This is a genomic window from Pseudomonas sp. 8(2025), assembly GCF_052665325.1.
On the sequence record NZ_JBQOIE010000008.1, the window covers coordinates 175,645 to 199,921 of the forward strand.

The 24,277-nt window shown below is 66.3% G+C and carries 23 protein-coding genes; 7 read left to right on the forward strand and 16 right to left on the reverse strand.

Features of this window, described 5'->3' with window-relative positions; translation table 11 throughout:
- Positions 1-14: 14 nt before the first annotated feature.
- The 8 genes from ACUXVH_RS17060 to ACUXVH_RS17095 form a co-directional block, all read right to left on the reverse strand.
- Positions 15-1,226: a dipeptidase gene (locus ACUXVH_RS17060; RefSeq protein ID WP_065364426.1), complete on the reverse strand. Its 1,212-nt coding sequence runs from the start codon at positions 1,224-1,226 to the stop codon at positions 15-17.
- A 324-nt stretch (positions 1,227-1,550) separates the two neighbouring features.
- Entirely contained in the window at positions 1,551-2,513 is a 963-nt protein-coding gene (locus ACUXVH_RS17065; protein ID WP_011059724.1) for an ABC transporter substrate-binding protein, read from the reverse strand.
- 12 nt (positions 2,514-2,525) lie between these two features.
- Positions 2,526-3,335, reverse strand: a complete 810-nt coding sequence (locus tag ACUXVH_RS17070) for a class II aldolase/adducin family protein (RefSeq protein ID WP_015634468.1) — start codon at positions 3,333-3,335, stop codon at positions 2,526-2,528.
- Between the two features lie 161 nt (positions 3,336-3,496).
- Positions 3,497-4,435 carry a D-isomer specific 2-hydroxyacid dehydrogenase family protein gene (locus ACUXVH_RS17075; protein WP_065364427.1) on the reverse strand — a complete coding sequence of 313 codons (939 nt, stop codon included), beginning with the start codon at positions 4,433-4,435 and terminating at the stop codon, positions 3,497-3,499.
- Positions 4,432-5,637, reverse strand: coding sequence for an acyl-CoA dehydrogenase family protein (locus ACUXVH_RS17080; RefSeq protein ID WP_053149489.1), 1,206 nt, complete (start codon positions 5,635-5,637; stop codon positions 4,432-4,434). Before ACUXVH_RS17080 ends, ACUXVH_RS17075 begins: the two co-directional genes overlap by 4 nt.
- Positions 5,634-6,413, reverse strand: coding sequence for an ABC transporter ATP-binding protein (locus ACUXVH_RS17085; protein WP_011059720.1), 780 nt, complete (start codon positions 6,411-6,413; stop codon positions 5,634-5,636). The genes ACUXVH_RS17080 and ACUXVH_RS17085 overlap by 4 nt, the downstream gene beginning before the upstream one ends.
- Positions 6,414-6,416: 3 nt before the next feature.
- A complete protein-coding gene (locus tag ACUXVH_RS17090; RefSeq protein ID WP_015634466.1) occupies positions 6,417-7,238 on the reverse strand; it encodes an ABC transporter permease in 822 nt (273 codons plus the stop codon).
- 222 nt (positions 7,239-7,460) lie between these two features.
- Entirely contained in the window at positions 7,461-8,360 is a 900-nt protein-coding gene (locus tag ACUXVH_RS17095; protein WP_011059718.1) for a LysR family transcriptional regulator, read from the reverse strand.
- A 106-nt stretch (positions 8,361-8,466) separates the two neighbouring features.
- Between ACUXVH_RS17095 and ACUXVH_RS17100 the strand changes: the two genes are divergently transcribed.
- From ACUXVH_RS17100 to ACUXVH_RS17130, 7 genes are all read left to right on the forward strand, one after another.
- Entirely contained in the window at positions 8,467-9,096 is a 630-nt protein-coding gene (locus ACUXVH_RS17100) for a cysteine dioxygenase family protein (protein ID WP_011059717.1), read from the forward strand.
- Positions 9,093-10,676 carry a rhodanese-related sulfurtransferase gene (locus ACUXVH_RS17105; protein ID WP_065364428.1) on the forward strand — a complete coding sequence of 528 codons (1,584 nt, stop codon included), beginning with the start codon at positions 9,093-9,095 and terminating at the stop codon, positions 10,674-10,676. The genes ACUXVH_RS17100 and ACUXVH_RS17105 overlap by 4 nt, the downstream gene beginning before the upstream one ends.
- Before the next feature lie 251 nt (positions 10,677-10,927).
- Positions 10,928-11,476 (forward strand): RNA polymerase sigma factor, encoded by a 549-nt coding sequence (locus ACUXVH_RS17110; protein ID WP_011059715.1) that lies wholly within the window; start codon positions 10,928-10,930, stop codon positions 11,474-11,476.
- Positions 11,473-12,435, forward strand: coding sequence for a FecR family protein (locus tag ACUXVH_RS17115; protein WP_011059714.1), 963 nt, complete (start codon positions 11,473-11,475; stop codon positions 12,433-12,435). Before ACUXVH_RS17110 ends, ACUXVH_RS17115 begins: the two co-directional genes overlap by 4 nt.
- Positions 12,436-12,557: 122 nt before the next feature.
- A complete protein-coding gene (locus ACUXVH_RS17120) occupies positions 12,558-15,119 on the forward strand; it encodes a TonB-dependent receptor (protein WP_065364429.1) in 2,562 nt (853 codons plus the stop codon).
- A gap of 210 nt (positions 15,120-15,329) precedes the next feature.
- On the forward strand, positions 15,330-15,620 hold the full coding sequence (locus ACUXVH_RS17125; protein WP_225368733.1) for a hypothetical protein: 291 nt from the start codon (positions 15,330-15,332) through the stop codon (positions 15,618-15,620).
- A gap of 9 nt (positions 15,621-15,629) precedes the next feature.
- Positions 15,630-16,250 carry a hypothetical protein gene (locus ACUXVH_RS17130; RefSeq protein ID WP_065364431.1) on the forward strand — a complete coding sequence of 207 codons (621 nt, stop codon included), beginning with the start codon at positions 15,630-15,632 and terminating at the stop codon, positions 16,248-16,250.
- A 3-nt stretch (positions 16,251-16,253) separates the two neighbouring features.
- Here the strand turns inward: ACUXVH_RS17130 and ACUXVH_RS17135 are convergent, their stop codons facing one another.
- The 8 genes from ACUXVH_RS17135 to ACUXVH_RS17170 form a co-directional block, all read right to left on the reverse strand.
- Entirely contained in the window at positions 16,254-17,462 is a 1,209-nt protein-coding gene (locus ACUXVH_RS17135) for an ABC transporter substrate-binding protein (RefSeq protein WP_065364432.1), read from the reverse strand.
- Positions 17,462-18,469, reverse strand: a complete 1,008-nt coding sequence (locus ACUXVH_RS17140) for a CobW family GTP-binding protein (protein WP_065364433.1) — start codon at positions 18,467-18,469, stop codon at positions 17,462-17,464. The genes ACUXVH_RS17135 and ACUXVH_RS17140 overlap by 1 nt, the downstream gene beginning before the upstream one ends.
- Positions 18,466-18,765 carry a hypothetical protein gene (locus ACUXVH_RS17145; RefSeq protein ID WP_011059708.1) on the reverse strand — a complete coding sequence of 100 codons (300 nt, stop codon included), beginning with the start codon at positions 18,763-18,765 and terminating at the stop codon, positions 18,466-18,468. The genes ACUXVH_RS17140 and ACUXVH_RS17145 overlap by 4 nt, the downstream gene beginning before the upstream one ends.
- Before the next feature lie 13 nt (positions 18,766-18,778).
- Positions 18,779-19,528, reverse strand: a complete 750-nt coding sequence (locus ACUXVH_RS17150) for an SDR family NAD(P)-dependent oxidoreductase (RefSeq protein ID WP_015634457.1) — start codon at positions 19,526-19,528, stop codon at positions 18,779-18,781.
- Between the two features lie 96 nt (positions 19,529-19,624).
- The gene (locus ACUXVH_RS17155) at positions 19,625-20,386 is read right to left on the reverse strand and encodes an SDR family NAD(P)-dependent oxidoreductase (protein ID WP_011059706.1); all 762 of its coding nucleotides are present in this window, start codon (positions 20,384-20,386) and stop codon (positions 19,625-19,627) included.
- Positions 20,387-20,398: 12 nt separating this feature from the next.
- Positions 20,399-21,739: an MFS transporter gene (locus tag ACUXVH_RS17160; protein WP_011059705.1), complete on the reverse strand. Its 1,341-nt coding sequence runs from the start codon at positions 21,737-21,739 to the stop codon at positions 20,399-20,401.
- Between the two features lie 28 nt (positions 21,740-21,767).
- On the reverse strand, positions 21,768-22,649 hold the full coding sequence (locus ACUXVH_RS17165) for a polysaccharide deacetylase family protein (RefSeq protein WP_011059704.1): 882 nt from the start codon (positions 22,647-22,649) through the stop codon (positions 21,768-21,770).
- A gap of 45 nt (positions 22,650-22,694) precedes the next feature.
- Positions 22,695-24,053, reverse strand: coding sequence for an amidase (locus tag ACUXVH_RS17170; RefSeq protein WP_065364434.1), 1,359 nt, complete (start codon positions 24,051-24,053; stop codon positions 22,695-22,697).
- Positions 24,054-24,277 lie beyond the last annotated feature (224 nt).

Sequence of the window (24,277 nt, forward strand, 5' to 3'; positions counted from 1 at the left end):
GGCTCGCGCCGGCATCAGCGCCCCTTCGCCGGCAAGCCGGCTCCTACGGCCTGGGCGGCGTCGAGAACGCGCAACAAGTTGCCGCCCCAGATCTTCGCCAGGTCCGCTTCGCTGTAGCCCGCCGCCAACAGGCGCTGGGTAATCCGTGGCAGTTGCGCGACATCTTCGAGCCCCTGTACCCCGCCACCGCCGTCCCAGTCGGCGCCGATGCCCACATGATCCGGGCCGACCACTTCCAGGATGTGCAGCAGGTGGCGCAGGTAATCGTCCAGGCTGGCCCTGGGCTGCGGGTAGCGGGCTTCGACCTGGCGAATGCGTTCGGCCAGGTCCGACACCTGTTCCGGGCTCATGCTCGCCGCCAGGCGGAACTCGCGGTACAACGGCCCCAGGGCCTTGTCCCGCTCGGGATTGGGCGCAAGGTTGATCAGGTCGCTGGGAAAGCTGTTGACCTGCACCACACCGCCCCTGGCCGCCAGTTGCCGCAGGCGCCGGTCATCCAGGTTGCGTGGATGGGCGGTGATTGCACGGCTGCTGGAATGGGAGGCAATGATCGGCGCCCTCGACAGCGCCAGGACCTGGTCGAACACCTGGTCCGAGGCATGGGAGACATCCAGCAGTATCCCCAGGCGATTGGCCTCGGCCACCAGCTCCCGGCCCGCCGGGCTCAGGCCGCGCCACTGCGGCAGGGCGGTGGCCGAGTCGGCGAAATCGTTGTTGGCCGAGTGCACCAGGCCGAGCATGCGCAGGCCCTGGCGGTAATAGGTGTGCAAGCGTGCCGGATCGGCGGCCAGGGGCTGGGCGTTTTCCATGCTGATGAAAACCACACGCTGGCCACGGGCGACGATGGCCGGTACATCGCCAGCCGTCAGGGCCAGGGCGAAATCATCGGGGTGGGCACCCAGCAGGTCGCGGATCCGCGCCAGCACCGCCAGCCCATGTTCGCTGGCCTGGGTCCGGCCTTCGGCGGTGAGCGGCCCCTGGGGGGTGAAAATGGCCCAGAAACCGCCGTCCAGGCCGCCCTCTTTCATCCGTGGCAGATCGACCTGGGACAGGTCGTCCTGGTAGCGATGGCGCTGGGTGATGTCCCAACCGGGGCGGGCCAGTTGCATGGGGGTATCGAGGTGACTGTCGAGCACGATCAGGCGCTGGTGCAGGGCTTGGGCGGGGCTGTCGGCCAAGGCCCAGGGGCTGGCCAGCGCCAGGCACAGCAAGGTTCGGGTAAACATGCGGCCTCCTGGCCAATGAAAGAATTTCCCCCCGGATCGCAAGAGCTGGCTGGCCAGCGAAAGCGTCATCCTGGCCAGCGCAAGGCTTGAGGGCCTCTTCGCCGGCAAGCCGGCTCCTACATGGGGTGTCGGGTGTTCCGTAGGAGCTGGCTGGCCAGCGAAGGCGTCATCCTGGCCAGCGCAAGGCTGAGGGCCTCTTCGCCGGCAAGCCGGCTCCTACATGGGGTGTCGGGTATTCCGTAGGAGCTGGCTTGCCAGCGAAGGCGTCACCCTGGCCAGCGAAGGCGTCATCGCCCTTTCGCCGGCAAGCCGGCGGCTACAGGCTCAGGTCCAGTGGAAGCTGCGGTCCCACAGGCCGGATACATCCAGTTGCTGGGGCAGCACGCCGGCCTCGAAGAACAGGTCGGCCACGTCCTGCTGGGATTTCACCGCTGCGTCGTCCACCGGTTGCAGCAGGCGCGGGCCGCTCTGGGCCCGGTACTGGGCAAGGAACACTTCCCGGGGCATGCCGAGAATCTGCGCGCTCCTGGTCGCCCATTCCTCGGGGTGGCTGGCAATCCACTGCCAGGAGCGGTACTCGCGCAGGATGTAGTCGGTGATCGCCGCGTGCTTGGCCGGGTCGGCGATGCTCTGCTGGTTGGCGGCGATTACGTAGTTGCCGGACAGGTAGCCCTGGCCGGTCTTCAATACCCGGGCCCCGGCCCGCAGTTCCGCCAGCTGGATGAAGTAGCCGAAGCTGACCCAGGCATCCAGGGCACCGTTCTGGAAGGCGGCGAAACCGTCCTGCGCAGTCAACGCCATGGGCACGATATCGGCAAAGCCCAGGCCCTGCTCCTTCAGCGCCTTGAGCAGGAAGTAATGGGAACTGGTGGAGCGGATATAACCGATGCGCTTGCCCTTGAGCTCGGCCACCGACTGCACCGCAGAGCCCTTGGGCACGATGAAGGCCTGGTTGTTGACGTCGCCGGTGAGCACCGCGATCAACTTCACCGGGGCGTGGTTCTTGATCCCGAAGATCGGCGGAATCTCGCTCATCGGCGAGATGTCCAGAGTGCCGCTGACCAGGGCCTCGAAGCTCAGGTTGCCGCCGGTGAACTCAGCGTACTTGACCTTGTAGGGCGGCGGCTCGATGCCCGCCTCGGCAAAGAAGCTCGGCGCCGCCCCCTTGTAGGTGGCGACGTTCAGGGTGACCCCGGACAGGTCCACGGAGGCTCCCAGGCCCAGGCGCGGCAAGGCGGCGGCCAGACCGGCCAGGGCCGAGAGTTGGAGAAAATGACGACGCTGCATGGGCAATGGTCCTTAATCGAGAAAGTCCGGTTCTTCGCGCACGATCCGCTCGCGGTAAGGCTGGAAACTGAACCAGCCGCCAAACTCGGTGCCGACCTGGCGTGCGGTGTGGCGCGCCACCTCATGGGGAATGGGCCGCGGGGTGCCGGCAGCTTCCGCCAGCAGTTGAGTCTGGGCGGCGTTGTCCATGGCGATGAAGCGCCACACCGCCGCCTCGACGGTTTCACCCACGGTGAGCAGGCCGTGGTTCTGCAGGATCAGCGCCTTGCGCCCCGCCAGTGCGGCGGCGATCCGCGCGCCCTCGCTGGCCTCCAGCACCACCCCGGAAAAGTTGTCGAACAGCCCGTGCCTTTCATAGAAAGCGCAGGCGTCCTGGGTCAGCGGATCGAGCAAGCGCCCCAGGCTCGACCAGGCCTTGCCGTACAGCGAATGGGCATGGGCCGCGGCGACCACCTCGGGATGGGCTTCATGCAGCGCCGCATGGATGGCGAACGCCGCCAGGTTCAACGCGCCCTCGCCTTCGATCACCGCCCCTTCGGGGTTGACCAGCAACAGGTCGCGGACCCGTACATGGCCGAAATACACCCCCACCGGGTTGACCCAGAAATGGTCCGGGCGCCCCGGGTCACGCACCGTGATATGCCCGGCGCCGCCCATGTCGAACCCCAGCCGGGCGAACACCCGGAACGCCGCGGCCAGGCTCTGCTTGCGCTGCAGGCGCTCCAGCTCGACGGTGGCCTGCTGGGGCGGATGCTCCCAGCGAAAAACCGTATGGCCATCGCGGGGCAAGTCATACACCGCGGGGCGAAAATGTGCGGTCATATCCGCTCTCCTTGAAATTGTCGAAAAGGCCCGCAGGGCCTTGCTTGGCGATCTCCCGCCGAACCTTCAGCGGCCTTGAGAACCCCGGCGCCCCTTCGGGCCGTGCGCTGCCTGCGGCAGCGGCTACACGAAGCGCTGCCGGCCAGGGCTGGAACCGCGCGTTAGTAGCCACGCTGGATCTCCACCGGGTTTTCCAGGGGTAAGCCATCGCCCCAGCGCTGGAGATTGCGCCCCAGCAGGCGAGCGATATTCAGGTAGACCCGGGGCGAATTGGCCGAGGTGTGGGGCGACAGGCGAATACCCGGGTGGCGATAGAAAGGATGCCCCTCGGGCAACGGCTCGGGGTCGGCCACATCCAGGCTGGCCAGGGCGATGCGCCCGGTGTCCAGGGCCTGCAACAGCGCCGGCTGATCGATCAGCGCACCGCGAGCGATATTGATCAGGTGCAACCCTGGCTTGGCCGCTGCCAGTACATCGGCATCAATGATGCCCCGGGTCTGCTCAGTCAACGGCACCGCCAGCAGCAGGTGATCGGCGCGGGCAAACAGCTCCTGCAGGTCGGCCACCGCCTCCACCCCGGGCACCTCGAACGGCTGCGCCGAACGCCGCAGGGCCAGTACCTGCATGCCCAGGGCCTGGGCCTTGGGCGCCAGTTCGCGGGCGATGCTGCCAAAGCCGAACAGCCCCAGGGTGCTGCCGGCCACCGAGGCCAGCGGCCGTTGCTGCCAGTGTTCGGCGCGCTCGATCCACACCTGGGGCAGTTGCTTGGCGGCGGCGAAGATCGCCGCCAGGGCAAACTCGGCAATGCTTTCGGCGGTGCTGCCTCGGGCACTGGCCACCGGCAGGTCCTGGAACAGCCAGCGAGGAAAATAATCCAGGCCCGAAGTCACCAGTTGCACGAAGCGCAGGCCAAACGGCCAGCCCGCCGGCGGCTTTGGCGCGTTGCGAAAATCGGCGTGGGGCGCGGCCAGCAGCACTTCGATATCGGCGGGCAAGCCACACGGCAGGCCCCGAGGCAGGCTCAATACTTCCACCCCCGGCAGCCACTGGCGCAACTGCTGGTTGAAGTGCTCGTCGAGCTGGCTGGCGATGCGCGTCACGCCTGGGCTCCGCGGCTGGGCAAGGCAAAGGCGGCGCGCCCCACGGCACCGAGAATCGCGTCGTTCTGCGGGGTATGAATGCGGCTGCACAGCACATCGCGGTAATGCCGCTCGATGGGGTTGCCCCGGGCCAGCCCGGGGTTGCCGATGGCTTCGATGCCCAGCTCCACGGCGCTGATGGCGTTGCTGGTCACCAGGTATTTGATCTGGGTCGCCTCCCCCGGGGCGATCCGCCCTTCGGCGGCGGCATCGAGCAGCACCCGGTTGTTGAGCAGCAAGGCGTCGATGCGCCCGATCAGTTCCTGAAAGCGCGGCAGGCTCGACAACGGTGCGCCAAGGTTGGCCGGGGCACGCTGGGCCAGCCAGCCCAGCAGCCAGTCGCGCGCGGCCCGGGCCACGCCGTCGTAGATGGCAGAGAGCAGCACCGCCAGCCAGAGCACGCCCTTGCTGTCCAGCTCGGAAGGCCGGGGCACGTGAGCCGGCTGGATATCCACCGCCTGTTCCTCGGGCACAAACACCTCATCGAAGATCACGTCGTGGCTGCCGGTGGCGCGCATGCCCAGGTGGTCCCAGGTTTCCTCGACGCTGATCCCGGGGCTGTCACGGTGGACCAGCCAGGTACCCACTTGCGGCTCGGCCTCGTCGCTGCGGGCCCAGACCGCAAGCCAGGTCAGCCCGGGAATGCCGGTGGAGTAGATCTTGCGCCCGCTGAGCAGCCAGCCGCCCTCGACCCGTCGTGCCAGGGTCGCCGGCAAACCGCCCCGGGCCGGGGTACCCAGGTCCGGCTCGACCCGCAGGGCGTTGATCAGGGCACCCTCTTGCACCGCCTCCCGGGCCACGCGCTGGCGCAGGTGCAGCGGCCAGGCCGTGTTCTGTTGCAGGCGCGTGTGCTGCAGGTACTGCATCACCAGCACCAGCGCGGTGGAAGGCTCGCCCCGGGCCACGGCGCCTATCACTCGTCGCGCCTGGGCCAGGCTCGCCTCGCTGCCGCCCAGGGCCCGGGGCACGGTCAGGGCCAGCAGGCCATGCTGGTGCAGGCGTTGCAGGTTGGCGTGGGGAAACTCGCTGTGACGGTCGTAGTGCGCGGCGGTGGCGGCGAATTCTTCACTCAGTTGCTGCAGCAGGTCGGCGAACTCGCTGGAGTCTGGATCAGGGACGGGACGGGACACGGACGGAGACGGTTGCACGCTGGAAAGGCTCATCGGCTGGCAGTCCTGCTCAAGGGAAGGGAGATGTCGACGGCCGGCTCGGCCTCGGTTTCCACACCCAGCAGTTGCAGCAACCGCGCGCGCAGTGCCTGGAACCCAGGGGTGGAGGCCTGACGCGGACGCGGCAGGCGGATTGGCAATTGCTCGGCGATTTGCCCGTTGGCCAGCACCAGCACCCGATCGGCCAGCAGCAGCGCCTCGTCGACATCGTGGGTCACCAGCAGCACCGCCGGGGTGTGCACCCGCCACAGGCGGATGATCAGTTGGTGCATGCGGATCCGGGTCAGGGCGTCCAGAGCGGCGAAGGGCTCATCCAGCAGCAACAGGTGCGGCTCGCGTACCAGGGCCCGGGCCAACGCCACTCGCTGGGCCTCGCCGCCGGACAAGGTGCCTGGCCAGGCATTGAGCCGGTGGGCCAGCCCGACCTCCTCCAGCGCTGCCTCGGCCCGCTCCCGGGCCCCGGCCCCACGCACGCCCAGGGCAACGTTGCGCCACACGCGCTTCCAGGGCATCAACCGTGGCTCCTGGAACACTGCGGCCATGGCCGAAGGCACCTGCAACTGGCCCTGGTCGATGGGTTCCAGCCCGGCCAGGGTTCGCAGCAAGGTGGTCTTGCCCGAACCGCTGCTGCCCAGGAGGGCCACGAACTCCCCGGGAGCGATGTCCAGATCCAGGCCATCGAGCACCGCCTGCCCGGCAAAACGCCGGGTGATCCGGCGGCATTCGACGGCAGCGCGCAGGCGGCCCTGCTGGGGCAATGACAGAGTCATGGGTCAGTTCCTGATAAAGGTCGGGCGCCAGGCCAGGGCGCAACGTTCGAGGCCGCGCACCAGCCCGTCGATGCCCAGGCCGAGCACGCTGTAGACCAGGAGGCAGATGACGATCACGTCGGTGCGCATGAAGTCCCGCGCGTCGTTGACCAGGTAGCCGATACCGGCGCTGGCGTTGATCTGCTCCACCACCACCAGCCCCAGCCAACTGATGCCGAAGGCATAGCGCAGGCCGACGAAGAACGCCGGCAGGGCCCCGGGCAGGATCACGTGGACGATCAGTTCCCAGCGTTTGAGGCCCAGCAGGGTCGCGGCCTCCACCAGCTTGGGATCGAGGCTGCGAATGCCGGAAAACAGCGTGAGGTAGATAGGAAAGGTAGTGCCCAGGGCGATCAGCGCGATCTTCGGCGTCTCGCCCACGCCGAACCAGAGAATGAACAGCGGCACTATGGCCAGGAACGGCAGGGTGCGCAGCATCTGCATGGGGGAATCGATGGCGAGCTCGCCGCGCCGGGACAACCCGGCCACCAGGGCCAGGAGCGTGCCCAGGCTGACGCCGATGGCCAGGCCACTGAGGGCGCGCTTGAGGGACACCCACAGGTGCCCGGCCAGTTCGCCGCTGCCGAGCATCTGCCACAGGGTGCCGCCGATGGTACTGGGAGCGGCGATGATCCGCGCCGGCAACAGCCCGCTGCGCGAGGCCAGTTCCCACACCAGCAGAAGCAGCAACGGGCTGACCAGGCGCAGCAGCAGATTACCCAGGAGCTGGTATCCGGGGCGCTCGGCCCAGCGACGGGACGAGGTGAGGGGGGCTGGCGCAGGCATCGCAACATCCTTATTTCAGCGCGTTCGAGCCCCATGCTAACTACATAAAAAACGTCCGTGAAATTCGTTTTGGTTCTAACTTAATATACAAAAATTGCATTCAATGATTGCCAAGACATGCAAATCAATAATCAAAAACAATCCGAAGGAGCTGGCTTTCCGGCGAACAGCCCCCTGAGGTTTGCGCCGGCCTAGAGGGCGCCTTCGCTGGCAAGCCAGCTCCTACGGCGCAGCCTTGCCGACGCGGGCGGCGACCATCTCGCCGAACATGCTCACCGGCTCTTGCAGGTTGCCGAGGAACCGCGGGTGGACCAGCCACAGGTCGATCACCGGCTTGAAGTCGCTGACCGGGACGATCTCCAGCTTGTCCCGATGGCTGCTGTTTTCCAGCAGCGGCAGCGGCACCAGGCCATAGCCCAGGCCATTGGCGATCAACCCCAGTTGCAGCTCGGTGCCGAAGGTTTCCAGGTTGATCTGCAACGACAGCCCCTGTGCGCTCAGCGCCCGTTGCAGGCCGGCACGAAAGCCGCAGCCGTCCGGGTTCAGCACCCAGCCGCGCTGGTAACAGTCGGCCAGTTTGCACGAGCGCTTGCGCACCTCGCCCTTGGCCGCCACCACCACCAGGTTCATGCTGCCCAGGGAACGGCCCACCACCCCTTCGGGGAAGACCTTGCCAGCGGGAAACAGCGCCGCCACCACATCCAGCTCACCGTTCTCGACCTTGCTCAACAGGTGGCTGCCCCAGCCCGTGGCCACCGAGGTCTGCAACTGCGGATACAGCGCCTTCAACTGGCTCAGGGCATCGAGCAGCACCACATCGCCGATGGTCTGCGGCACGCCGATGCGCAGGGCACCACTGGGGGCGCCGTCATTGGCCACCAGTTCATTCAGCGCGTCGATGCTGCGCAGCACTTCCAGGCACTGGCCATAGACCCGCAAGCCCATGCTGGTGGGCTTGAGCGGCTTGGTGTTGCGGTCCAGCAATTCCACCCCCAGGGCTTCCTCGAAATTCTGCACCCGGCGGGTAATGGCTGGCTGGGTCAACTGCAGGGCATCGGCCGCCTGGCTGATGGTCTGGCAGCGGATTACCGCCACGAACGCATTCAGATCATCTATCTTCATTCTTTTTTCGCATAATAAATGACTGGAAAAATGTTCGATAAGAATAATACCTTTTAGCTCGCCCGTGTAGTTCGCGTCATTTGCCTTGTGTCCACGGAGGGAGCCCATGCCCCACAACGCCACGACAGTCGCCATCGAATCAGCCAACTTCGCCCGCCTGCGGGACTTTATCGCCGCTCTGGCCGAGCTGCTGGACAGCCATCCCGATGAAGCCCGGGTGCTGGACCAGGGCGCCGCGCTGCTGCACCAGCTGGTGAGCCAGGACGACTGGCTGCCCGCGGCCTTCGCCCAGCCGGATCCGCAGCGCTACCAGCAGTTCCTGCTGCATGCCGACTCGCGCCAGCGCTTCTCCATCGTCAGCTTCGTCTGGGGCCCTGGGCAGCGCACACCGATCCACGACCACCGGGTCTGGGGCCTGATCGGCATGCTGCGCGGCGCCGAGGACAGCCAGGGGTTCGAACGCCTGGCCGACGGCCGCCTGCAGCCTGCCGGCGCGCCGCTGCGCCTGGTGCCGGGCCAGGTGGAAGCGGTGTCGCCACGCATTGGCGACATCCATCAGGTGAGCAATGCCCATGCCGATCGGGTATCCGTCAGCATCCATGTGTATGGCGCCAATATCGGTGCCGTGCAGCGCGCCGTGTACGACCTCGACGGCCAGGAAAAACCCTTTGTCTCCGGCTACTCCAACCATTTGCTGCCTAACCTCTGGGACTTGTCGAAGGAGCCCCTGCAATGACCGATTTCCCGACCCGCAGCCCGGCACAGATCCGCCAGGCCCTGCTCGACCGCCAGGAGCTGGCACTGATCGATGTGCGTGAAGAAGCGCCCTTCGCCGAGGCCCACCCGCTGTTCGCGGCCAACATCGCGCTGTCGAAACTGGAGCTGGAGGTGTATGCGCGCATCCCCCGCCGCGACACCCCGATCACCCTCTACGACCAGGGCGAAGGGCTGGCCCAGCGCGCCGCCACGCGCCTGCGGCAACTGGGCTACAGCGATGTCGCCCTGCTGGAAGGCGGCCTGGAGGGTTGGCGCAGCGCCGGCGGCGAGCTGTTCAAGGACGTCAACGTGCCGAGCAAGGCCTTTGGCGAACTGGTGGAAGCCGAGCGCCACACTCCGTCCCTGGCCGCCGAGGAGCTCCAGGCACTGCTCGACCAGCAGGCCGACCTGGTGGTGCTCGATGCCCGGCGCTTCGACGAATACCAGACCATGAGCATCCCCGGCAGCACCAGCGTGCCCGGGGCCGAACTGGTGCTGCGGGTGCGTGAGCTGGCCCCCGATCCCCGCACCCGGGTGGTGGTCAATTGCGCCGGGCGCACCCGCAGCATCATCGGCACCCAGTCCCTGGTGAATGCCGGCATCCCCAACCCGGTGGCGGCACTGCGCAATGGCACCATCGGCTGGACCCTGGCCGGGCAGAAGCTCGAACACGGTCAGAGCCGGCGCTTCAAGGCCATCAACGAGGCCCAGCGGGCCCCAGCCCAGGACGCCGCTCGGGCCGTGGCCGACCGCGCCGACGTGGCACGCATCGACCTGGCCCAGTGGCGGCGCTGGCAGGCCGACCCCAAGCGCACCAGCTACCTGTTCGATGTGCGCACCCCGGAGGAATTCGCCGCTGGCCACCTGCCCGGCGCCCGCTCCACCCCCGGTGGGCAACTGGTGCAGGAAACCGACCACTTCGCCAGCGTGCGCGGTGCGCGCCTGGTCCTGGTGGACGACGACGGCGTGCGCGCCAACATGAGCGCTTCCTGGCTGGCCCAGATGGGCTGGCAGGTGGCGGTGCTGGACGGCCTGCGCGACAGCGACTTCAGCGTGCGCGGCCCCTGGCAGGCGCCACTGCCGGACACCTCGCCGGCCGAAGAAATCAGCCCCCGCACCCTCGCCACCTGGCTCCAGGAGCCCGGCACCCTGGTACTGGACTTCACCGCCAGCGCCAACTACGTGCAGCGCCACATCCCCGGCGCCTGGTGGGCATTGCCCAGCCAGTTGCAGGAAGCCCTGGCCCAGTTGCCACAGGCGGAGCGCTATGTCCTGACCTGCGGCAGCAGCCTGCTGGCGCGCTTCGTGGTGCCGCAGCTGCAGGCCCTGACCCAGCGTCCGGTGTTCCTCCTCAGCGGTGGCACCGCGGCGTGGATCGAAGCCGGCCTGCCCGTGGAAGAAAGCCGCCAGCAACTGGCTTCACCCCGGATCGACCGCTACCGGCGCCCCTATGAAGGCACCGACAACCCGAAAGAAGCCATGCAGGGCTACCTGGACTGGGAATTCGGCCTGGTGGCGCAGTTGGGCCGGGATGGCACCCACGGCTTCTTCGTCATCTGAACCGCTTCGCTGGCAAGCCAGCTCCTACAGACCCCGCCTCTGCACTGTAGGAGCCGGCTTGCCGGCGAAGAGGCCGCAGGCCTGGCATCGCTCGCAAGGGCACCCTCGCGGGCAAGCCCGTTCCTGCGAGGAGGGGTATTTCGGGCGCGTAGGCGGTGCTGGTGGATCATCAATCGCCCGGATGACAAATAGCAATAATTCTCGATATCATTCGCAACCTTGTGCTCACCGCGTCGTCAAGAAGGATATCCATGTCTCGCTCCAAGCCCGACTCTGCGTCGGCGGACTCTGTTCGCGGGTTCTATGCGGACATCCTGCATTTCCTGCGTAAACGCACGGACAACGCCAGCGACGCGGCGGACATGACCCAGGACGTGTTCACCCAATGGCTCGACTACCGTGACCGGGCCCAGGTCGAACAGCCCCGGGCCTTCCTGTTCCAGATGGCACGCAACCTGCTGCGTGATCATTGGCGGCGCCAGCAGGTACGCTCCCGTGCTCATCAGGACGGGCACCACGAGCAAAGCCTGGACAACGAACCCCTGGCCGACGAGCAGCATGAGCCCCTGCCCGCGGCCCAGCGCCTGCAACGCCTGGAACAGTTGAAAGAAGTCCTCGCCCAACTCTCGCCGCGCCGCCGCGAAGCCCTTATGCTGCACCGCTTCGAAGGGCTGAGCCAGACGCAGATCGCCGAGCGCATGGGCATTTCCGTGAGCATGGTGGAAAAACACATCGCCTTTGCCCTGCTGCACTGCAAGCAGCACCTACAACGAGAAAACGGCAAGGAGCAGCCTGAATGACCCGCTTTTCCGGCACCCACAACGACCTCGACAGCGAGCAGATCGACGCCGAGGCCGCCAGCTGGTTCGCCCGCAACCGCAACGACCCGGACCGCGCCACGCGCAAGGCCTTCGATGCCTGGGTCAGCGAGCCGGCCCACGCCCGGGCCTATGCCGAGTTCGAAGAACTGTGGGTCGATCTTGCGCAATTGCAGCAACTGAGCCGGCCCATTCCCCTGCCCCGGCGCAAGCCCGCCCCCTGGCGCCCGGCCCTGGCGGCGGCCGCGGCGGTGCTCTGTGCGGTGCTGGCAGTCAACCTGGGCACGCCCCAGGGGCCCTACATCCAGCAGGTGGCGGCCCAGGAAAAGGGCGCCCGCGCCTTCAAGCTGCCCGATGGCAGCACCCTGTACGTCAACGCCAACACCCAGGTGAAAGTGGATTTCAGCGCCCAGCAGCGTGATATCTACCTGCAACAGGGCCAGTTGTACCTGGAAGTGGCCGCCGACAAGGAGCGCCCGCTGTGGGTGCACAGCGGCGCGGCCAAAGTGCGGGTGGTGGGCACCGCCTTCGACGTGCGTCGTGGCCAGCGCCAACTGGTGGTCAGCGTCGCCCACGGCCAGGTGGCCTTCAGCCCGGACGGCAAGCCCGGGGAGTTGACCCTGCTCGGCGCCCGTCAGCAAGCCACCTATGACCTGCACAAAGGCACCCTGCGCCAGCAGACCCTGGACAGCGATGAGGTCGCGGACTGGCGCAGCGGGCACCTGGCCTTTCGCAACCGCGACCTGGCCAGCCTGGTGGATGAGTTGAACCTGTATCGGCGCCAGCCGGTGCAACTGGCCGAGGGTTCTCTGGGGGCCTACAAGGTCTCGGGCAACCTCGATGTCAACGACCCCGACGCCCTGATCAAGGCACTGCCCGTGCTGATTCCGGTAAAAGCCGTACCCCTGGCCGACGGCCAGCTGAGGCTCGAGGCTCGTTGATCCAACTCATATGAGAATATTTTGCATTCGCATATGAGGTTTTTTTTCACTGCCGCGTCTTCCTCCCGTCTGCGATCTGTACGCAGCGCTTTTTTGGCCTTTAAGCCGCTCTGGGGGAAGTCATGTTTCGCGCGCTCTTGCCTGTTCCGTTAGTCCGTACCCGCCCTACCCTGCTCGCCGCCTGCCTGGCATTCAGCCTGCAGGCCTACGCCGGGCCGCTGCATTTCCAGTTGCCGGCGCAGCCTCTGGCCGCGTCCCTGAGCCAGATCGCCCAGCAGGCGAAGATCCAGCTGCTGTTCGATGAGCAACTGCTGCGCAACGCCAAGGCGCCGGCCCTGCAGGGTGACTACAGCCCGGAAGAGGCGATTCGCACCTTGCTGCAGGACGGTCGGTTCAACCTGGTGAAGGTCGACAACACCTACATCGTGCGCCCTGCCGACACCAACCTGAGCAGTGGTTCGGCCCTGCAACTGGGGGCCATGAGCGTGATCGGCAACGGCACCGAAGTGGACTCCTCGAGTGTCGGCCGCTCGACCCTGAACCAGGCGGAAATCGATCGCCACCAGGCCACCAACGTGGTCAGCCTGATCGACACCCTGCCCGGCGTGAGCCTGGGCGGCTCGCTCAAACCCGGCGGCCAGACCATCAACATCTGGGGCCTGGGGGATGCCGAAGACGTGCCGATGAGCGTTGATGGCGCCACCAAGAGCGGCTTCGAACGCTACCAGCAGGGTTCGGTGTTCATCGAGCCGGAGCTGATCAAGCGCATCGAAGTGGAAAAAGGCCCGCACTCCCCCGAGACCGGCAACGGTGGTTTCGGCGGCACCGTGCACATGGAGACCAAGGACGCCCCGGACCTGCTGCAGGAAGGTCGCAACGCCGGCGCCATGGTCAAGTACGGCTACAGCAGCAACAGCCATGAACAGGCCTATACCGGCGCGGTGTACGGCCGTACCGATGATCACCGCTTCGATGCCCTGGCCTACTGGACCAAGCGCGACGGCGACGACATGAAGATCGCCAGCGCCCAGCCCGACCCGCGCAACGCCTACCCGATCAACCCCAAGCGCCTGCCCAATACCGCCCAGGACATGGAAGGCGAGCTGTTCAAGCTGAACATGCAACTGACCGACGAACATCGCCTGGGCTTCAGCTACATGCGCTCCAACAGCGACATCTGGGCGCCCTTCTCGGCCAAGAGCTACCCGACGCCACCGAGCCAGAGCGACATCAACAAGTACGGTTATGACGGCGCCACCCGCCGCTTCCTGGCCCAGCGCAATACCATCGACACCACCTGGATCGCCAAGTACCAGTACACCCCCGTGGACAATCCATGGATCGACTTCGAGGCCAAGTACTCCGATTCCACCACCGACCAGACCGACGAACGCGGGCCGAACGCCTTCTTCCAGCCTACATCCGGTGGCCGCAAGATCACCGTGGGCTATGACGACAAGATCCTGGCCCTGAAAAACACCAGCCGCTTCAGCACCGGCCCGCTGGAACACGCGCTGACCAATGGCATCCAGATCCGCAAGCACACTCGCGAAGTGGACATGTGGATGCCGGGCAAGACCTATGAAGTACCCAAGTACAACTATGGCTACTACCAGCCTGGCTTCATGCCCCACGGCAAGGTCGACAACAATGCCTTCTACATCCAGGACGCCATCACCCTGGGGGACTTCACCCTGACCCCGTCCCTGCGCTACGACCATGTGCGCAACCGCGGCGAGAAGAACGACGCACCGTTCTACAACAGCCCCGACCCGGTGGCGGGCCACGATTACGGCGACAAGACCTACACCGGCTGGTCGCCTCGGCTGTCGGCGTTCTGGACAGTGACCCCGCAATTCGCCCTGTTCGCCGACTACAGCAAGACCTGGCGCGCACCGGTGATCGACGAGCAGTACGAGGTCCAGTCGGCCGCCTCCACCCGTTCCGCCACCAGCCGCGACCTCGACCCGGAACGCATCACCGCGTTGCGCGCCGGTAACATCACCAGTTTCTCCGACGTGTTCACCCAGGCCGACCGCGTACAGGTGCGTACCACGCTGTTCCACAACACCATCAAAGACGAAATCATGAAGAACCTCGGGATCGGCTGCCCCGAGCAACTCACCAGCGGCAAGAGCATCGGCCAGGTGTGCAACCAGCCGACCATCGGCGTCTATCGCAACATCGGCGACCTGACCATCAAGGGCTTCGAGGTGGAAAGCTTCTACGACTCGACCTACCTGTTCGGCTCCCTGTCCTACTCGTGGATCACCGGCAAGCATGAAGGTGCCTACACCAACCCTTGGGGGCCGAACGTCTGGGCCCGGGACATCCCGCCACGCAAGTGGGTGGCCAGCCTGGGGGTGAAGATTCCTCAGTGGGATGCGCAAGTAGGCTGGCAGGGCCAGTGGGTACGCCAGACCGACCGGGTGCCCAGCGACATCTATGCCGGCGGCCCGGCCAGCGTCCTGGGCGACTCCGCCTGGGACCAGTACAAGAACGACCGCTACAACGTGCACGGCCTGTTCGCCAACTGGAAACCCCAGCAGCCTTACCTCAAGGGCACCGAAGTCAACTTCACCCTGGACAACATGTTCAACCGTGACTATCGCCCACCACTGAGCGGCGATAACGCATCCAGCCTGGGGCGCAACGCCAAGATCAGCGTGACCCGCTTCTTCTGACGGCAACTGGCTGCGGTGCATCGGACGCACCGCAACAGGCCAGCCGTTGGCCATCACGGATGTATTGCAAACCGTTAGCCAAGCCCTGCCGCCCGCACCTGCCGGGCTAAGATCGCCTCCCCTCTGAAAACCGCTGAAATGCCTTTGGGCGCTTTCAGTCAACTTCCCATTGATTCCGTACGACACTTGTCGTACAAACGAGAAGACGTCATGGACAGAGGCTTCAGGAAGGTCAGGCGGGACCTGATCAATGCCTTACAAAGCGGCCACTATCTGCATGCCGCGCGCGGCTCGATCGAGGTCAAGAACCTGCTGGCCACCGGCGAGATCTCGACCAGTCAACTGATCGAGGTCATCAATGCCTGCAAGGGCCAGGACCACAGTTGCAGCGCACATCACAGCGTCCCGGGCATCGCGGTCCACGTGCTGAAAAAGGCCGGCTGGTACATCAAGTTCTACTTTATCGAGCCAGATGCGTGGTTCATCAGCGTTCACCGATGAGGGCAACCCATGAAACTTTTTCTGCAAGGCGACCGGGGCAAGGCGCTCTGCGAGCATTGCCAACAGGTCGTCGGCATTACCCACCTGCGGCGCGACGTCCCTTTCAGCGACGGCCATGGCCTGGCCCGGGACATCCTGGTGGGGGTTTGCGACCTCTGCGCCACGGTGGTGGCCATCCCGCCCCAGTCCACACCGGCGATCAAGGAAGCGCGCAAGCAATCATTGACCTCCATCGAGGCGCGGCTGCCGGCGGTCTACCTCGATGTCCTCGATGCGGCGATGCACTGCGTGGCCCCGGATGCCGGAGTGCAGATGCGCAAACTGTTCCTCGGCTACTACTTCAGCGCCCCCGCGGCGTCTTCCCTGGAGCAAGTGCACAGCGGCTTCGTCGCGTACCTGGCCGAGCAGGCCAAGGCCCGCCAGTTGCCTGCCGTGCATGTCATGAAACGCCTGTCGCTGAAGGTCAACCACTATGTGGCCGAGGATCTTGCGCGCCTGCTGCAAGCCACCCGGATGACCCAGACCGAGCTGCTGAAATCGCTGATCGCGCAGATGCGCCTGGATGTGCTCGAAGGCGGCAACCCCGCGGTGATCGCCGACCTGCGCCAGCTGGCGCGCCTGGGGCTTTGACCTTCAGCCTTTGCCCCGGCCCGCGACCCGCCCCGCCCGCAGGAAATCCCCCCAGCGCCGCACCAGGTAGTTGTGCTCGTCCATCACCGAGTTCCACACGGCGATATGCCCCATGCGCTGCTGGTAGGAACCGCCATCGCGGGTCTCGCCGATATCGATCAGCGGTTCGCCGTCGCTGCCCGGCAACTCTTCCCGGGCCGGTTTGCCGGCGTACCAGTAATCCCACTCGGCGCTGCTCAGGTGATCGCGGGTACGCGCCGGGTTGCCAATGTAGTAGCCCTGGCGTGCCATCACCGCTCCGGGCCAGCCCGACAGCCACCAGTTGAGGTAGGCATAGGCTGCATCCAGCACCGCGCCCTTGGCGTGGCGCGACAACGACAGCCCGCCGAACCAGGCGCGGTAGCCTTCCTTCGGCACTGCCAGGCGGTATTTGACCCCCGCCCGGTGCAGGCGCATCAGCGTCGGCGACCACAGGCTCTGGATATCGATGCGCGGGCTGAGCATCAATTGCGCGGCCTCTTCATCGTCCGACCAGAACGCCGCGAAATGCCCTTCACGCTGCTTGCGCACCAGGATCCCTGCCAGCCGGTCGATCTCTTCGATGCTCAGGTTGCCGATGTCCTTGAAGGATTCCAGGCCACAGCCCTGCACCGCCAGGGCGGCGTCCAGGGCACCGATCGCCGCATCGCTCTGCAAGGCAATGCGCCCGCTCCAGGCCGGCTCCAGCAGCCAGCCCCAGCTTTCGTTGGCGCTGGAAAAACCCGCCGGCAGGCGCTCCGGGCGGTAGGCGAAACTGTCGGCGTTGTGGGTCAGCGGCAGCATGCTGATGCGCTCGCTGGCCGTGCTGCCCAGGCTACCGTCGTGCTGCACATAGAGCCGTTCGCTGGGCACGCTGCCACTGCCCAGGCGATCGTCGGGCGACAGGCGCCCGCGCTTGGGCAGGTCGTTGATCTCGTGCCACAGGGCAATGCGCCGGGTATCGATGGGCTGGATCGCCTGGGCCGGCCAGACAAAATCGACGTTGTGAAACCACTGGTCATAGAGGTCGTAGCTGTCCGGCTGCATCACCGCGATGCGCTGGGCCTGCTCCACATCGTGTACCTGATACACCAGGCGGATGCCCAGGTCCTGCTCGGCGCGCGCCCGCAGGGATTCGAGCAGGGTCACCGAGGTGCCCAGCACCCGCAGGGTGACCGGTTGCGTCGCCGCCATCAGGCACCCTCCCCGGCGGCCGGGGCGAAACTGCGGGCGAACACTTCGAAGGAACGGCGCAGTTGTTCGGGCTCCAGCCCGCGCAGGATAAACACCAGCCGCGAGCGATGGTCGGCACTGGGCCAACGGGGCAGATGCACGGGGGCGTGCAGGCAATGCTGCACGCCATGGATGACGATGGGGGCCTGGTTGGCGTTGATGTTGAGCAATCCTTTCACCCGCAGAATTCGTTCGCCGTGGCATCTTAGCAGCATCGACAACCAGACCCCGAAGCCCACCCAATCCAGGGCTTGCTCGAACTCCAGGCTGCACACTTGCGCCGCGCCATGCTGTGGCGCAGCCGCTTTGAGTGGCCCCTGCAACTGCCAGCGCGCCACTTCCCGCTCTGCCGTCGCACCGCGCAGCCCCTCCCCCAGCAACAGCTGATCGCCACTCTGGATCGCCTGGGTCAGCAACAGGGGCGCCCCGGGATTGAGCTGCTGCAAATGCTCGCGCAACGCTGCCTGGGTTGCTTCGTCGACACAATCGGTCTTGCTCAGCAGCAAGCGATCCGCGGCCGCCACCTGGGCCAGCCACTCCGGGTGCAGGCGCTCCTGCAACGCCGCGTGGCTGGCGTCCACCAGGGTCACCAGCAGGCCGATGTGCACCCGCCCGCGCAATTGCGGATCGTTGTTCACCGTGGCCAGGATCGGCGCCGGGTCGGCCAGCCCGGTGGTTTCCAGCAGCACCCGGCGAAAGGCCGGAACCTCGCCCCGGCTACGCCGCGCCAGGAGCGCCAGCAGCGCCTCTTTCAGTTCGCCGCGAACCGAACAGCAGACACAGCCGCTGGGCAGCAGCACGGTGTCCGGCGCCACCTCCTGCACCAGCAAATGATCGATGCCGATATCGCCGAACTCGTTGATCAGCAGCGCCGTGTCCCCCAGGCTCTGGTCCTGCAACAGGCGGTTGAGCAAGGTGGTCTTGCCACTGCCGAGAAACCCGGTGATGACGTTCAGGGGCAGGCTCATGGCTGTTGCTCCAGGTGCTTGAGGATCACAGGGTCGAGAGGATCGAGGGGCCGGCCGAGCATGGATTCGGCCAGGCTCCACAACTGCTCCAGGCCGCTGGCCAGTTCCTGGCGGCCGGTAGCCCCCAGCAGCAGATAGGCCGAGCCCTGGAAGTCTTCGACCTTGAGCCGCAACGGCACCAGTACCCGGTTGATCGCGGCGATTCTGCGCAAGCGTTCGCGACGCCGGGGCAGTTCATCCCCCAGCGGATCGCTCCAGTGCACGTCTTCGCCCAGCAGCCCGCATAACCCGCACATGTTCAGCCCTCCTTCATGGCATCACGTCCCCGGAGTTCGGGCCCAGGGTCTGGCCGACGAACAGGTTGCCCCCCGGCTCGCTGGCCAGCAGCACCGCGGTGGGCGCCACTTCATCGGCCAGGCCGAAGCGCCCCAGGGGCAGCTCGGCGGCCTTGGCGGTTTTCCAGGCGCTGCTGATGCCAGACACCAGCGGCGTCTCGATCGGCCCCGGGGCGATGGCGTTGACCAGCACATTGTCCATGGCCACTTCCAGGGCCAGGGACTTGGTGAAGCCGATGACCCCGGCCTTGGCCGCGGCGTAGTGGGTCAGCTCGGCGCCGCCCTTGATTCCCAGCTGCGAGGCGACGTTGATGATCCGCCCCCAACGCTGCGCCAGCATATGGGGCAAGGCCCGCTGGCTGGCGACGAAGACGCTGGTGAGATCGACCCGCAGCATGTCGTTCCACATCTCGATGGACAGATCGACGCAGCGCGCCTGGGTCAGCATGCCGGCGTTGTTCACCAGGATATCGATACCGCCGAAATGCTCGACACAGGCATCGACTCCGGCCTGGGCCCCTTCGACGCTGCCGACATCGGCCACGCATTCGACGACTTCAGCGCCCAGCTCGCGGCAGGCTTGGGCGCTCTCGGCCAGGCGCGCGGGGTCGCGGTCAGCCAGCAGCAGGCGTGCTCCCGCCACCGCGTAGGCCCGGGCGATAGCGGCGCCGATACCGCTGCCGGCGCCGGTGATCACGGCGCGGCGGTTGTGCAGGTGTTGCATGGGACTTTCTCCTTCAAGGGTGTGCGGTTCGCTGGCCAGCCAGCTCCTACGGAGGCGGTGAGCCGCCTGCACGAGCCGGCTGGCTGGCGAAGGGGTTCAATCCGGCCAGCGCACCGTCAGGCCGCCATCGATGACGATGCTCTGCCCGGTGAGGTAGCTGGACTCCTCGCTGGTGAGAAAGCGCACCAGGGACGCCACTTCATCGGCCCGCCCGACCCGGCCCAGGGGGATGGCCCGGGCCGCCTTGGCCAGGCCTTCCGGGCCCAGGGAGTTCTGGCTGTCCAGCGACTGCGGGGTCTCGATCAACCCCGGGATCACCGCGTTGCAGCGAATGCCCCTGGCCGCCAGTTCCACCGCCAGCGAGCGGCACAACCCCGGCACCCCGGCCTTGGCCGCTGCATAGTGAGCGTGCTCCTGCCAGCCGTAGACGCCACCGGCAATCGACGAAATCGCCACCAGGGCACCGCCCTCACCCATGTGTTTGACCGCCGCGCGGAAGGTGCGCATGACCCCGGTCAGGTCCACATCGAGCATGGCGTTCCAGGCCGCGTCGGTCATGTCCAGCAAGGGTGCGCGGCGCAGCAGGCCGGCATTGGCCACGGCGTAATCGAGGCGGCCAAAGTGCGCCACGGCCTGCTCGGCCAGGGCGTCCACCGAGGCGCTGTCGGTCACGTCCAGGGGCAGCATCAGGCAGTGCCCGCCCGCCTCGGCCACGCGGTCGCGGGTGGCTTGCGGGTCATGGGGGTCGGCGGGGAAATACCCGCCCACCACCGCCACACCGGCCCGTGCATAGGCCACGGCCAGGGCCTGGCCGATGCCGCTGGCGGCACCGGTGATCACGGCGACTTTTTGAGTCATGGATAACTTTCCTTATTGAACGGATTCAGGACGCACATGGCGCGCGGCGAACATCAGCGCACCGGAGAGGAAACAAGGCAGCGCGCCGAAATACAGCGCCGAGGTCTGCCAGTCGCCACCGGCGGACAGCACCTGGGTGGCGCCGAAACCCGCCACCACCGCGCCGATCGGCCCCATGGCGTGGATGATCGCGCCGCCGGTGGCGCGGATGCTGGTAGGGAAGCTTTCGCTGATGAAGAACAGCGCCGCCGAGTACGGGCCGATCAGGAAGAACAGGCCCAGGCTGTAGAGACCCACCACCATCGGCATGTTGCTCGGGCCGTAGAGCATGCCGGCGAACGACAGGCCGCCGAGCATCCAGCCCAGGCCGATGACATTGCGCCGGCCGATCTTGTCGCCCATCCAGCCGTGGCTCAGGTAGCCGCAGTAGCCCACCAGGTTGGAGAGCACCAGGATGATCAGCGAGTTCTCGAAGGAGATGTGGTGCACGCTGACGATCACCGACGTGCCGAGCACGCTGAACACCTGGATCGCCGCCCAGTTGAGCAGGATCGCCGCGCCGATCACCAGGGTCGCGCGCCGCGCCGGGCCACGAAAGGCCGCAGCCAGGCCGGCCTTGCTGTGCTCGTCATAGTCCACGCCATAGGTCAGCGCCACCGCCTGGGCCTCGCTCACCGAACCACTTTTGCGCAGCTGGCTGATGCGCTGGTGGATCTGGAACTGCGGGCTCTCCTTGAGCTTGCGCGCCATCACCGCAATGACGATGGCCGGGATCGCGGCGAAGATGAAGCAGCCTTGCCAGCCGATGATCGGCAGCAGCACCGCGGTCAACCCGGCGGCGATCAGCGCCCCCACCGGCCAGCCACCCTGCACCAGGCTGTAGATGAAGCCCCGGCGCTTGGCCAGTTGCGGGTCGTCGGATGCCGCGTACAACTCGCTGAGGTAGGTGGCGTTCACCGTTTCCTCGGCATAGCCCAGGCCGCCCAGGGAGCGGATCAGGATCAGCGGCGACTTGCCCCAGGCGCCGCCGATGGCGGTCAGCGCCGAGCAGATGGCCGAGCCGCTGACGGTGAAAATGATGCCCATGCGCCGGCCCAGCTTGTCCACCAGCGGCCCGATGGCCAGGGCCACCACCGCGGTGCCCACCGCCACCCAGGTGGCGATCTCGGCCTGCTCGACCTCGCCCCAGCCGAAGTGCCGGCCGATCTCCGGCAGCAGGGTGCCAAACAGAATGAAGTCGTACACCGCAAACACCCAGGCGAAGAAGGCGATCCAGGTGGCGAAGCGCACTTGGGCCGGGGTCAACTGCTGGGGTTTCCAGCCAGTCAGGTCGAGCTTGTTATAGATAGACATCAGTCACGCCTCGATGAAGTGGCCGGGGTCAGCGGTTGCGCGGGTGGCGGCGGATAAAGTCGTCGGCGATCTCGTCGAAGGTGACGAAGCGCACGCCGGCATGGCTCTGGATGTGTTCGATCAGGCGTTCGAGCATCAACAGCACTTGCGGGCGGCCGGAGACGTCGGGGTGGATGGTCATGGTGAACACCGCGTGCTCATGCTCGCGGTAGACCCAGTCGAACTGGTCGCGCCACATTTCCTCCAGGTGCCGCGGGTTGACGAAACCGTGGCTGTTGGGCGCCTTCTTGATGAACATCATCGGCGGCAGGTCGTCCAGGTACCAGTTGGCCGGGATCTCCACCAGGTCGGTTTCCTGGCCCCGCACCAAAGGTTTCATCCAGGTGTCGGGGTGCTGGCTGTAGTCGATCTTGGTCCAGCTGTCGCCGACCCGCACGTAGTAGGGATGGAAGTCGTTGTGCATCAGGCTGTGGTCGTACTTGATGCCCTTTTTCAGCAGCAGCTCATTGGTCACCTTGCTGAATTCCCACCAGGGCGCAACGTAGCCGGTGGGGCGCTTGCCGGTGACCCGGGTGATCAGCTCGATGGATTTGTCGAGGACGATCTCTTCCTGTTCCGGGGTCATGGCGATGGGGTTTTCGTGGCTGTAGCCGTGCACGCCGATCTCGTGGCCGGCCTCGGCAACCGCCTTCATCTGCTCGGGAAAGGTCTCCATGGAGTGGCCGGGAATGAACCAGGTGGTGCGCAGGCCATAACGCTCGAACAGCTTGAGCAGGCGCGGCGCGCCGACCTCGCCGGCGAACAGGCCGCGGGAGATGTCGTCCGGCGAATCCTCGCCGCCGTAGGAACCGAGCCAGCCGGCCACCGCGTCCACATCGACACCAAATGCACAGAGAATTTCTTTAGCCATGAGCGGCCTCCAGTGATTGCTTGTGGTTGAAAAAAATCGTCGGAGCTAGCGCGGCAACGCCGCCTCCAGCGCCAGGGCCGCATCCAGCAGTTGCCGGTCATGGCCCTGGGGCAGGCTCAGCAACAGCCCGGTGGGCAAGCCCTGGGCATCGCGGCCGCTGGGCAGGGCCACGCCGGGCATGTCGAGAAAACTGCCGGGCATGGTCAGGCGCAGGGTCGCCAGGTTGGTCCGGGCGAAGAGCTCGTCGTCCTGCTCAAGGGGCGCCAGGGGCGGCGCCACATGGGCCACGGTGGGGGTGATCAGCACCGCGCCGTCCAGTTCGTCCTGCACCTGTTGTTGCAGCTGGCGCCGCGCTTCATACAACCGCAGCAGCTGGCTGGCGGGCATCTGCCGGGCACTTTCCAGGCGCCGTCGCACCCGCGGATCGAGCTGTTCGGCGTACTCGCTGTCGAGCAACGGCTGGTGCAGGGCGAAGGCTTCGGCGGCGCCGAGCCAGCCTTGTTCCTGGATCAGTTGCAGGGTGGCTTGCAGGCTGTGCAGCGGCCGTTGCTCCACCAGCGCCCCGGCCTGTTGCAGGCTTTCGATGACCACCAGCAGATTGGCCCGCACGGCGGCCTGGGTACGGCTGTCGTCAAGCACTTGCGAATCGACCCAGAAGCGTTGCCCCGCCAGGCTGCGGGGCGGCGGCAATTGCCGGGGGTCGCCACCGCGCAACAGCTCGTCGATCAGCCAGGCATCGCGCACGCTGCGGGTCAGCGGCCCGAGGCTGTCGAGGCTTTCGGCCAGGGGAAACACCCCCTCGCGGTCATAGCGCAGGGAGGTGGCGCGGTAACCCACCAGGCCATTGAAGGCTGCGGGAATGCGGATCGAACCGGCAGTGTCGGTGCCCATGGCGATCGGCACGATACCGGCCGCCACCGCCACCGCGGAACCTGCCGAGGAACCACCGGGAATCCGTGGCTGGGCATCACTGTGGGGGTTGATCGGAGTGCCGAAGTGCGGGTTCAGGCCGAGCCCGGAATAGGCGAACTCACTGAGGTTGGTCTTGCCCAGGCTGACCAGCCCGGCCCGGCACAGCTGCCGTACGCTGAGCGCATCCACCTTGGCCAACGGCGCCTCGCGACGCACCTGGGCGGCGGCGGTGGTGATACTGCCGGCCAGGTCGAACAGGTCCTTCCAGGCCAGGGGCACGCCATCCAGCAGGCTCAGCGGCTGGCCGGCCCGCCAGCGGGCAGCCGCCGCCTCAGCCTCGCGCCGGGCCCGGGCCGGGCACAGGGAAATGAACACATGGGGCGTTGCCTCGGCCAACGCCAGGGCCTGCTCCAGAACCTGGACCGGATCGGTGCGGCCCGAGGCAAAGGCTTGCGCCATGGCCGTGGCGTCGTTCAGCGAATCAGGGGGCATGGCTCACTCCGCAAAAATCTAAAAATGTACTAAATATTAAAATGTACATTTTATACAGAGCAGATTCCGTGCCAGCTCAAAACGCAGGGAGCACCGCGTGCTTTCGGAAAATCCCCCAGATTCGCCTGTAATAGCGAGCCAGAGTGGGTTACTGACAGAGATCGCGCGACGACCGACGGAGAAAATCCTCGCCCAAGGGTCTGCCATTGAAATAATGTATCTTT

What these genes read in the sequence shown, in the direction of transcription:
- ACUXVH_RS17110 (WP_011059715.1), top strand. Translation starts at nt 10,928, where the DNA reads ATGTCTCGCTCCAAGCCCGACTCTGCGTCGGCGGACTCTGTTCGCGGG.
- ACUXVH_RS17160 (WP_011059705.1), bottom strand. Translation starts at nt 21,739, where the DNA reads ATGTCTATCTATAACAAGCTCGACCTGACTGGCTGGAAACCCCAGCAG.
- ACUXVH_RS17170 (WP_065364434.1), bottom strand. Translation starts at nt 24,053, where the DNA reads ATGCCCCCTGATTCGCTGAACGACGCCACGGCCATGGCGCAAGCCTTT.
- ACUXVH_RS17060 (WP_065364426.1), bottom strand. Translation starts at nt 1,226, where the DNA reads ATGTTTACCCGAACCTTGCTGTGCCTGGCGCTGGCCAGCCCCTGGGCC.
- ACUXVH_RS17095 (WP_011059718.1), bottom strand. Translation starts at nt 8,360, where the DNA reads ATGAAGATAGATGATCTGAATGCGTTCGTGGCGGTAATCCGCTGCCAG.
- ACUXVH_RS17115 (WP_011059714.1), top strand. Translation starts at nt 11,473, where the DNA reads ATGACCCGCTTTTCCGGCACCCACAACGACCTCGACAGCGAGCAGATC.
- ACUXVH_RS17135 (WP_065364432.1), bottom strand. Translation starts at nt 17,462, where the DNA reads ATGGCGGCGACGCAACCGGTCACCCTGCGGGTGCTGGGCACCTCGGTG.
- ACUXVH_RS17065 (WP_011059724.1), bottom strand. Translation starts at nt 2,513, where the DNA reads ATGCAGCGTCGTCATTTTCTCCAACTCTCGGCCCTGGCCGGTCTGGCC.
- ACUXVH_RS17105 (WP_065364428.1), top strand. Translation starts at nt 9,093, where the DNA reads ATGACCGATTTCCCGACCCGCAGCCCGGCACAGATCCGCCAGGCCCTG.
- ACUXVH_RS17080 (WP_053149489.1), bottom strand. Translation starts at nt 5,637, where the DNA reads ATGAGCCTTTCCAGCGTGCAACCGTCTCCGTCCGTGTCCCGTCCCGTC.
- ACUXVH_RS17150 (WP_015634457.1), bottom strand. Translation starts at nt 19,528, where the DNA reads ATGCAACACCTGCACAACCGCCGCGCCGTGATCACCGGCGCCGGCAGC.
- ACUXVH_RS17120 (WP_065364429.1), top strand. Translation starts at nt 12,558, where the DNA reads ATGTTTCGCGCGCTCTTGCCTGTTCCGTTAGTCCGTACCCGCCCTACC.
- ACUXVH_RS17155 (WP_011059706.1), bottom strand. Translation starts at nt 20,386, where the DNA reads ATGACTCAAAAAGTCGCCGTGATCACCGGTGCCGCCAGCGGCATCGGC.
- ACUXVH_RS17070 (WP_015634468.1), bottom strand. Translation starts at nt 3,335, where the DNA reads ATGACCGCACATTTTCGCCCCGCGGTGTATGACTTGCCCCGCGATGGC.
- ACUXVH_RS17125 (WP_225368733.1), top strand. Translation starts at nt 15,330, where the DNA reads ATGGACAGAGGCTTCAGGAAGGTCAGGCGGGACCTGATCAATGCCTTA.
- ACUXVH_RS17100 (WP_011059717.1), top strand. Translation starts at nt 8,467, where the DNA reads ATGCCCCACAACGCCACGACAGTCGCCATCGAATCAGCCAACTTCGCC.
- ACUXVH_RS17090 (WP_015634466.1), bottom strand. Translation starts at nt 7,238, where the DNA reads ATGCCTGCGCCAGCCCCCCTCACCTCGTCCCGTCGCTGGGCCGAGCGC.
- ACUXVH_RS17130 (WP_065364431.1), top strand. Translation starts at nt 15,630, where the DNA reads ATGAAACTTTTTCTGCAAGGCGACCGGGGCAAGGCGCTCTGCGAGCAT.
- ACUXVH_RS17165 (WP_011059704.1), bottom strand. Translation starts at nt 22,649, where the DNA reads ATGGCTAAAGAAATTCTCTGTGCATTTGGTGTCGATGTGGACGCGGTG.
- ACUXVH_RS17145 (WP_011059708.1), bottom strand. Translation starts at nt 18,765, where the DNA reads ATGTGCGGGTTATGCGGGCTGCTGGGCGAAGACGTGCACTGGAGCGAT.
- ACUXVH_RS17140 (WP_065364433.1), bottom strand. Translation starts at nt 18,469, where the DNA reads ATGAGCCTGCCCCTGAACGTCATCACCGGGTTTCTCGGCAGTGGCAAG.
- ACUXVH_RS17085 (WP_011059720.1), bottom strand. Translation starts at nt 6,413, where the DNA reads ATGACTCTGTCATTGCCCCAGCAGGGCCGCCTGCGCGCTGCCGTCGAA.